This window comes from Streptomyces sp. WM4235 (genome assembly GCF_001279725.1).
GTDB lineage: Bacteria > Actinomycetota > Actinomycetes > Streptomycetales > Streptomycetaceae > Streptomyces.
This window is the reverse complement of sequence record NZ_LGDE01000024.1, coordinates 152,882-162,801: the sequence shown is the minus strand read 5'-3', so window position 1 is coordinate 162,801 and position 9,920 is coordinate 152,882. Positions and strand designations below refer to the sequence as shown.

The following is a 9,920-nucleotide window of genomic DNA, read 5'->3' as shown; positions in this document are numbered from 1 at the left end:
CCGGGGGACTGAGGGGGCTGAGGGGGGCTTTGGTGGGGGGCGGGGGTTGGGGGTGTGAGGGGTCCGCACGCCCCCAACCCCCGCCCCCCACCGCGGCGTTCCGGCACAGACCGGGACACGTCCGCGAAACAATTCTGCAATCCCTTGCGCAAGGTCTTGCAGGGGTTCGGCCTGGCACCTACCGTCGCTGCAATCCCCACCTCTTCCGCCAGGAGGCCCCCGCATGCCTGCCAGAGCTGTCAGTGCTGCAAGAACCACCAGAGCCACAACCCTGTTCGCCGCCACCGCACTTGTCGCCGCGTCCTTCACCGTTCAGGCCCCCCGGGCGGTCGCTGCCACTCCCGGCGTCAAGGACGTCACGGCCGTGTTGTTCGAGTGGCGCTTCGACTCCGTCGCGCGGGCCTGCACCGACAGCCTGGGGCCCGCCGGGTACGGGTACGTCCAGGTGTCGCCTCCGCAGGAGCACATCCAGGGCGACCAGTGGTGGACCTCGTACCAGCCCGTCAGCTACAAGATCGCCGGGCGGCTCGGTGACCGGACGGCCTTCAAGGCGATGGTCGACACCTGTCACGCCGCCGGCGTGAAGGTGGTCGTCGACTCCGTCATCAACCACATGGCCGCCGCCGACGGCACCGGGACGGGCGGCTCTTCGTACACGAAGTACGGCTACCCCGGCCTCTACTCCGGCGCCGACATGGACGACTGTCGGGCGACGATCTCGAACTACCAGGACCGGGGCAACGTCCAGAACTGCGAACTGGTGCAGCTCGCCGACCTCGACACCGGCGAGGACTACGTGCGCGGCCGGATCGCCGGCTACCTCAACGACCTGCTCTCCCTCGGCGTCGACGGATTCCGGATCGACGCGGCCAAGCACATGCCGGCCGCCGACCTCGCCAACATCAAGTCACGGCTGAGCAACCCCTCCGCCTACTGGAAGCAGGAGGCGATCTTCGGTGCGGGCGAGGCCGTGTCGCCGTCCGAGTACCTGGGCAACGGGGACGTGCAGGAGTTCCGCTACGCCCGCGATCTGAAGCGGGTCTTCCAGGGCGAGAGCCTCGCCCACCTGAAGAACTTCGGCGAGGCGTGGGGATACATGCCCTCCGGCCAGTCCGCCGTCTTCGTCGACAACCACGACACCGAGCGCGGTGGTGACACCCTCAGCTACAAGGACGGTTCCGCCTACACCCTCGCCAACGTCTTCATGCTGGCCTGGCCGTACGGATCGCCGGACGTGCACTCCGGCTACGAGTGGAGCCAGAAGGACGCCGGTCCGCCCAACGGCGGCTCGGTGAACGCCTGTTACGTCGACGGCTGGAAGTGCCAGCACGCGTGGCGGGAGATCTCCTCCATGGTGGGCTTCCGCAACGCCGCGCGCGGCCAGTCCGTCACCGACTGGTGGGACAACGGCGGTGACCAGATCGCGTTCGGGCGCGGCGCCAAGGCGTACGCGGCGCTCAACCACGAGGGCTCGGCGCTGACCCGGACCTTCCAGACGTCCCTGCCGGCGGGTGGCTACTGCGACGTCCAGAGCGGGCGTACGGTCACGGTCGACTCGGCCGGCCGGTTCACGGCCACGCTCGGCGCCGGCAGCGCGGTGGCCCTGCACGTGAACGCCCGTACCTGCGCGGGCGGCAGCACCCCGCCGCCCGCCTCGGACGCCGGGGCCTCGTTCGGCGTGAACGCCTCCACGGTCCTCGGCCAGAACATCCACGTGACGGGCGACCGGGCCGAGCTCGGGAACTGGAACGCCTCCGTCGCCCCGAAGTTGGACCCGGCGGCCTACCCGGTGTGGAAGCTCGACGTCTCGCTCCCGCCCGGCACGTCCTTCTCGTACAAGTACGTGCGCAAGGACGCCTCCGGGAACGTCACCTGGGAGAGCGGCGCCAACCGCTCCGCCACCGTTCCCGCGAGCGGTCGGGTCACGTTGACCGACACCTGGCGCAACTGACCTCCGCCCCCCTGAACCAGGGCCGCCCGGCACCTCACTCCCCGCCACCGCCGGGCGGTCCTCGTCCCACGCAGACACGTGACCGAGGAGTCCTTGCCTTGATACGCCCCGCCGCGGGAGTGATCGCCGCCAGCCTGGCCGTGACGCTCCTGCCCGCCCTCCCGGCGTCGGCCGCCTCCCGGCCGCCGGCCCCGCCCTCGGACGCCGCGCTGGCGGCCGAACCGGCCCGCCACGACCTGACCCGGGAGCAGTTCTACTTCGTCCTCCCGGACCGGTTCGCGAACGGCGATCCGCGCAACGACCGGGGCGGGCTGACCGGCTCCCGGTTGGAAACCGGCCTGGACCCGACGGACAAGGGCTTCTACCAGGGCGGTGACCTCAAGGGGCTGACGGACCGGCTCGACTACATCAAGGGGCTCGGCACGACGGCCATCTGGATGGCGCCGATCTTCAAGAGCCAGCCGGTGCAGGGCGCGGGCGCCGACGTCTCGGCCGGCTACCACGGCTACTGGATCACCGACTTCACGCAGGTGGACCCGCACTTCGGGACCAACGCCGACCTGGAGCGGCTGATCGACAAGGCGCACCGGAAGGGGATGAAGGTCTTCTTCGACGTCATCACCAACCACACCGCCGATGTCATCGACCACCGCGAGGCCTCCCGCGGCTACCTCTCCAAGGGCGCGTTCCCGTACCTGACCAAGGACGGGGTTCCCTTCGACGACTCCGACCACGCCGACGGGAAGCGGAAGTTCCCGGCGACGGACGCCGATTCCTTCCCCCTCACCCCCGTCGTGCCCGCGGCGAAGAAGAACGTCAAGGTCCCGTCCTGGCTCAACGACCCGTCGATGTACCACAACCGGGGCGACTCCACCTTCGCCGGCGAGTCCTCCGAGCAGGGTGACTTCTCCGGCCTCGACGACCTGTGGACCGAGCGTCCCGAGGTGGTCGACGGGATGGAGAAGATCTACGAGAAGTGGGTCCGGGACTTCGACATCGACGGTTTCCGGATCGACACGGTCAAGCACGTCAACACCGGGTTCTGGACGCAGTGGGCCACGGCCCTGGACGCGTACGCGGCCAAGCGGGGCCGCGAGGACTTCTTCATGTTCGGCGAGGTGTACTCCGCCGACACCGCCGTCACCTCCCCGTACGTGACCCGGGGCCGGCTCGACGCCACCCTCGACTTCCCGCTCCAGGACGCGATCCGCGCGTACGCCTCCCAGGGCGCGGGTGCCTCGCGGCTGGGCTCGGTGCTGGCCGACGACCACCGGTACACCACCGACAAGGCGAACGCCTACGAGCAGGTCACCTTCCTCGGCAACCACGACATGGGCCGCTTCGGGACCTTCCTGAAGCAGGACCGGCCGCAGGCGGGGGAGCGGGAGCTGCTGGACCGCTACCGGCTGGCCAACGAGTTGATGTTCCTCTCACGGGGCAATCCGGTGATCTACTCGGGTGACGAGCAGGGCTTCACGGGCGCCGGCGGTGACAAGGACGCCCGGCAGCCCCTCTTCGCCTCGCGGACCGCCGACTACCTGGACGACGACCAGCTCGGCACGGCGCGCACCCACGCGAGCGACGCCTACGATCCGCAGCACCCGCTCTACCGGCAGATCAGTGCTCTCGCGAAGCTGACCCGGGACCACCCGGCGCTGCGGGACGGCGTCCAGAGCGCGCGCCTGGACACCGACTCCGTCCACGCGGTCGCCCGGACCGACGCCCGTACCCGTACCGAGTACCTGGTGGCGTCGAACAACGCGACCGGGCCCCGCACCGTGGAGCTCGACGCGCCGGCCGGCGCCGGCTACCGCACCCTGTACGGCGGCACCTCCCCGTACGCCGGAACCATCCGCGCCTCCGCCGCCGGCAAGCTCACCGTCACCGTCCCCGCGCTGGGCTCGGTGGTCCTGCGGGCCACCGCCCCCCTCGCCCCGCCCGCGACCCGGCCGTCCCTGACCTTGAAGGCCCCGGCCGCCGGCGCCACCGGTACCGTCGAGCTGTCCGCCGAGGTCACCGGGGGCTCCCTGAACCGGGTCGTGTTCGCGGCCCAGGCCGGCGCCGGGAAGTGGCAGGTCCTCGGCTCGGCCGACCACGCCCCGTACCGGGTCACCCAGCACGTCACGGCCGCGCTCGGCACCCCGCTGCGCTACAAGGCGGTCGTCGTGGACTCCGCCGGTCGTACGGCGAGCGCCCTCGCCGGGTCCGTCGCCGGCCAGGCCCCGCCCGCCCCGGCCCCGGGCGCGACGCAGCGCGAGTACGCGGTGGTGCACTACAACCGGCCCGACGGCGACTACGCGGACCGGCGGCTGTACGCCTGGGGCGACATCGCCGAGGGCGAGGCCAGGCCCTGGCCCGAGGGGCACGCGTTCAGCGGCCGTGACGCGTACGGGGCCTTCGCCTACGTCCGGCTGAAGCCCGGGGCCTCCTCGGTGAACTACCTGGTCATCGACAAGGACGGCAACAAGGACGTCGCCGCGGACAGAACCGTCGACGTGACGAGGACCGGCGAGATCTGGCTCGAACAGGGCAAGGAGGCGGCCCGCACCGAACGCCCCGCCCAACCGCCGCAGGACACCACCAAAGCCGTCCTGCACCACCAGCGCCCCGACGGCGCGTACGACGGCTGGGGCCTGCACGTCTGGGCCGGCGCCGCGAACCCCACCGACTGGTCGAAGCCCCTCCGGCCCACCCGCATCGACTCGTTCGGCGCGGTCTACGAGGTTCCGCTCGCCGAAGGCGCCCAGAGCCTCAGCTACATCCTCCACAAGGGCGACGAGAAGGACCTGCCCACCGACCAGTCGCTGGACCTGAAGGCCACCGGCCACGAGGTGTGGATGCTCGGCGGCAAGGAGCGCTACCTCCTCCCGCAGCCCGCCGGTTCGGCCGCCGCCCTGGACCTCACCAAGGCCGAGGCCGTCTGGATCGACCGCGACACCGTCGCCTGGAAGGCCCCCGAGGCCGCCGCCTCCCTCCAGCTCCTCGCCTCCCGCGAGGGCCGCATCACCGTCGACGACGGAGCCCTGAAGGAGGAGGGCGCCGCCTGGCTGCGCCTGAACCGTTCCGAACTCACCGCCGCCCAGAAGAAGAAGTTCCCGCACCTGGCCTCGTACGCCGCCTTCACCGTCGACGCCCGCGACCGCGACCGGGTCCGCGAGGCCCTGCGCGGCCAGCTCGTCGCGAGCGCCCGCGCCGCGAACGGCGCCGTCCTCGCGGCCACCGGCGTGCAACTCGCCGGCGTCCTCGACGACCTGTACGCCACCACGGCCGCGCTCGGCCCCGTCTTCAAGGACGGCCGCCCCACCCTCTCCGTCTGGGCGCCCACCGCCCGGAAGGTCTCCCTCGAACTCGACGGCCGTACCGTCGCCATGCGACGCGACGACGCCACCGGCGTCTGGTCCGTGCGCGGCGAGCGGAGCTGGACCGGCAAGCCGTACCGCTACGACGTCACCGTGTGGGCGCCGAGCACCCGCCGGATGGTCCGCAACCTGGTCACCGACCCGTACTCCACCGCCCTGACCACCGACTCCGCCCGCAGTCTGGCCGTGGACCTGGCCGACCCGAAGCTCGCCCCGGCGGGCTGGCGGAACCTCAAGAAGCCCGCACCGGTCCCCTTCACCTCCGCGCAGATCCAGGAACTCCACGTCCGGGACTTCTCCGTCGCGGACCGCACCACCACCCACCCCGGCCAGTACCTGGCCTTCACCGACACCGGCTCGGCCGGCATGCGGCACCTGCGCGACCTCGCCGCCGCCGGCACCTCCTACGTCCACCTGCTGCCGGCCTTCGACATCGGCACCATCCCGGAGAAGCCCGCCGACCGCACCGAACCCGCCTGCGACCTGAAGGCGTACGCCCCCGACAGCGACCAGCAGCAGGCCTGCGTGAGCGCCGCCGCCGCGAAGGACGCCTACAACTGGGGCTACGACCCGCAGCACTACACCGTGCCGGAGGGCTCCTACGCGAGCGACCCGAACGGCACCGCCCGCACGGTCGAGTTCCGCAGGATGGTCCAGTCGCTGAACGGCGCCGGACTGCGCACGGTCATGGACGTGGTCTACAACCACACCGTGGCCGCCGGGCAGTCCGACAAGTCGGTCCTCGACCGGATCGTGCCCGGCTACTACCAGCGCCTGCTGCCCGACGGCGCCGTGGCCACCTCCACCTGCTGCGCCAACACCGCCCCCGAGAACACCATGATGGGCCGGCTCGTCGTCGACTCGATCGTCACCTGGGCCAAGGAGTACAAGGTCGACGGCTTCCGCTTCGACCTCATGGGCCACCACCCGAAGGACAACATCCTGGCCGTGCGCAAGGCCCTCGACGGGCTGACCCTCGCCAAGGACGGGGTCGACGGCAAGCGGATCGTCCTCTACGGCGAGGGCTGGAACTTCGGCGAGGTCGCCGACGACGCCCGGTTCGTGCAGGCCACGCAGAAGAACATGGCCGGCACCGGCATCGCCACCTTCTCCGACCGCTCGCGCGACGCGGTCCGCGGCGGCGGCCCCTTCGACGAGGACCCCGGGGTCCAGGGCTTCGCCTCCGGACTGTTCACCGCGCCCAACTCCTCGCCCGCGAACGGCACTCCCGAGCAGCAGCGGGCCCGGCTGCTGCACGCCCAGGACCTGATCAAGGTCGGGCTGACCGGCAACCTCGCCTCGTACGCCTTCACCGACACCACCGGCCGTCGGATCAAGGGCTCCGAGCTGGACTACAACGGCGCCCCGGCCGGGTACGCCGCCGCTCCCGGCGACGCCCTGGCCTACGCCGACGCGCACGACAACGAGTCCCTGTACGACGCCCTGACCTTCAAGCTCCCGAAGGGCACCCCGGAGGCGGACAAGGCCCGCATGCAGGTCCTCGCCATGGCCACCGCGACCCTCTCGCAGGGCCCCGCCCTCTCCCAGGCGGGCACGGACCTGCTGCGTTCGAAGTCGCTGGACCGCAACTCCTTCGACAGCGGCGACTGGTTCAACGCCATCCACTGGGACTGCCGTGACGGCAACGGCTTCGGCCGAGGCCTTCCGCCGGCCGCCGACAACCAGCCCAAGTGGCCCTACGCGAAGCCCCTCCTGACCGGCCCGGCCCCCGGCTGCCCCGAGATCACCGGGACCTCCGCCGCCCACCGCGACCTGCTCAGGATCCGTACGACGGAACCGGCCTTCGCCCTCACCACGGCCGACGCCGTCCAGCGGACCATAGGCTTCCCGCTCTCCGGGACCGAGGAGACCCCCGGAGTGATCACCATGACCGCCGGCGACCTGGTGGTGGTCTTCAACGCCACCCCGGGCGTCCGGTCCCAGCGGGTGGCCGACCTCGCCGGCCGCGGCTACGCGCTGCACCCGATCCAGGCCGCGGGTTCCGACGCGACCGTGAAGGGGTCGACGTACGACACGGGGACGGGGCAGTTCACCGTCCCGGCCCGCACGGTCGCGGTCTTCAAGCGCGGCTGACCGCTCCTTCCCCTTCCCCTGCGACGCGGCGGTGCCGGACCCGGTCCGGCACCGCCGCCGCACGTGGTGCGGGTGTCAGGCATCAGACGTCAGGCGTCCTACACCGGGCGCCGGGCGTCGCACACCGGGCGCCCGGTATCGGGTGCCGGACGTCAGACCCAGATGCGGACGGCTTCCATCCGCAGCGCCTGCCCGGTGGTCCCGGCGTACACCGGGTTCCCCGCCACCGTGTTCAGCCAGCCGTGGTTCGCGACGTGCGCCTGCGCCCCCACACCGCCGGAGCCGACCTGCACGCCGAGGGCCTCCATCCGGCGTGCCTGCCCGGTGGTGCCCACCGTCACGGCCGCGCCCTCCCCGGCACAGGCCCAGCCCTGCCAGCCGACGTCGGCGAGGTGCGCGTTGGCGCAGACCCCGCCGACCCCGCGCGTGGCGATCACCACGGCCTCCATGCGGCGGCCCTGCCCGGTCGTCCCGGCCACCTGGCCGTCGCACACCGCCGCCTGCCAGCCCACGTCCTGCACGTGCGCGGCGTAACAGACCGTGCGGGCGTTCGGCGCCAACGACCGCTGCCTGGCCGTCGCGGCCTCCACCTCCGCGATCACCGCGGCGGGCGCCTGTACGGCGCCGCTCGCGACCGCCCTGCCGCTCGCCGGGGCCGGCGCCGACGGCCGGCCCTGGGCCTGCGCCACGCCCGTGGCACCCAGTACTCCCGCCAACGCCATGCCCAACACGGCGCCCGCGACCCTGCTCATGGAACTCTTCACGGCTTTCCCCTCCTGGTACCGACTGGTCGGGTCCATCGGTACCGGGGCGCCGTCGGGGACGGCAACCGGTTGCGGGCGCCACGGCCGAGAGAGGGCGCGACTTGGCGCGCGCCGGGGACTTGCGTCGGCCGCCCGCCCCGTGCGTCGAGGCGCCGGACCGGCGTCGGACCGACGGGTCAGACGTCGAGGCGCCGCTCCATCAGGATCACCCCGTACACCCGGCCGTCCTTGCCCTGCTTCGAGGGGCACTCGCCGACCACCCGGTAGCCCGCGCCCTGGTAGTACGCGAGCAGCCGCGGGTTGGTGGACACGCAGTCCAGCCGGGCCCGCTCCCGACCGGTCCGGGCGATCCGGTACTCGGCGTGTTCGAGTATCCGCATGCCGGCTCCGGCGGGCGCGGCGCTCCGCTCGATCATCAGCCGGTGGATGTAGCCGGCCACCGGAGGCTGGACTCCCCACGCCTCCTCGTCGGACCACCACAACTCGTAGGCGCCCACGACCCGTCCGTCGGCGTCCTCGGCGATCCACACCTCGCCCTCGCGGATCCTGGCCCGGAAGTGCTCGGCGTCCTTGTCACCCGGTTTCCACTGGTCGATCCCGTTGGCGCGCATCCACCGGGCGGCCTGGTCGTGCAGCTTCACCAGCGTGCCGGCGTCCTTCTCCACGGCCTGCCGGAACAACATTCCGTCGTCAATGATCACTCGGGCATTATTCCGCCACCGGGCCGCCGCGTCATGATCGGTGTGGTCATGATCAGCGTGAGCGCGGAACCGTGGTCGGCACGATCGCCGCCAGCCGCCCGACCAACACCCCGAACGGCCCGTCGGCCGGCTCGTCGGCCAGGATGCGCACCAGGATCCCCGCCATCTCCTCGTCGTACGCGGCGCTCACGGCGGCCAGCGCCGCGAAGTCGTGCACCAACTGGAGTTCCAGCTCGTTGCGGGGGATCTTCCGCCCGTCGAGCCAGATCAACGCCGTGGACTCGGCGAGCGACACCCACGTGCGGACCACGAGCTCCATCCGCGCGGGCGGCTTCTCGATCCGCAGGTGCGTGATGATCTGCTCGTACGCGGCCTGCCTGACCTCGTCGATCATCGCGTTGGCCCGGCTGCTCCCGGCCGCCGGCCCGCCCCGCATCAGGGCCGAGAACCCGGGCCCGTGGTCGTCGACGAACGCGAAGAACCGGCCCATGACCCGCAACAGCCGTGCCCCGAGCGGACCCTCCTGCGGCTCGACGAACCGTTGCGCGAGTTCATCCGCGGCCCGCCGCAACGCGGCCTCGTACAGGCTGAGCTTGCCCGGAAAGTAGTGGTAGACGAGCGGCCTCGATATCCCGGCCGCCGCCGCGATCTCGTCGATCGACACATCGTCGGGCGACCGGTGGCTGAACAGCTCCAGAGCCACCCCGATCAGCTGCTGCCGCCGCTCCTCGACACCCATCCTGCGTCGCACCCCGGTTGTCATGCGGACACCATACTTCGCCCGCCACATCCCCTGACCAGAGCACCTTCCCCCGCGTCCGCCCGCTTCGCCGGACCGCGCGCACCCGCTCCGCCGGCCCCCGTCGGGTCGCCCCGCCGGATTCCTCCGCGAGGCGCCGAACAGCTCGTTTCTCGTCAATCACATATGCGCCAACTGCTCTGTCTTGTAAGGCAGTTGAGCGTCGGCGTACATTCGCGATCGCGATGTGCGGCTGAGCGCGTCGCCTGGAGTCAGGGGAGGCTCCGTTGTCATCGGGGGATGGGAAAAATG

Annotated in this window: 5 protein-coding genes; 2 read left to right on the top strand and 3 right to left on the bottom strand. The window is 71.7% G+C overall.

All coding sequences use genetic code 11. From position 1 onward, the window contains the following. The first annotated feature begins 223 nt into the window (after positions 1-223). Together ADK55_RS04505 and pulA are read left to right on the top strand one after the other, a co-directional pair. Complete coding sequence (locus ADK55_RS04505) at positions 224-1,951, top strand: carbohydrate-binding module family 20 domain-containing protein (protein WP_053676128.1); 1,728 nt, start codon at positions 224-226, stop codon at positions 1,949-1,951. 98 nt (positions 1,952-2,049) lie between these two features. After that, positions 2,050-7,404: a pullulanase-type alpha-1,6-glucosidase gene (pulA, locus tag ADK55_RS04500; RefSeq protein WP_053676127.1), complete on the top strand. Its 5,355-nt coding sequence runs from the start codon at positions 2,050-2,052 to the stop codon at positions 7,402-7,404. A gap of 152 nt (positions 7,405-7,556) precedes the next feature. Here the strand turns inward: pulA and ADK55_RS04495 are convergent, their stop codons facing one another. From ADK55_RS04495 to ADK55_RS04485, 3 genes are all read right to left on the bottom strand, one after another. Then, positions 7,557-8,168 (bottom strand): hypothetical protein, encoded by a 612-nt coding sequence (locus ADK55_RS04495; protein WP_053676126.1) that lies wholly within the window; start codon positions 8,166-8,168, stop codon positions 7,557-7,559. Between the two features lie 176 nt (positions 8,169-8,344). Beyond that, positions 8,345-8,869, bottom strand: coding sequence for a GNAT family N-acetyltransferase (locus ADK55_RS04490; RefSeq protein WP_053676125.1), 525 nt, complete (start codon positions 8,867-8,869; stop codon positions 8,345-8,347). 52 nt (positions 8,870-8,921) lie between these two features. Then, positions 8,922-9,632, bottom strand: a complete 711-nt coding sequence (locus ADK55_RS04485) for a TetR/AcrR family transcriptional regulator (protein ID WP_053676124.1) — start codon at positions 9,630-9,632, stop codon at positions 8,922-8,924. Between the last annotated feature and the right edge of the window lie 288 nt (positions 9,633-9,920).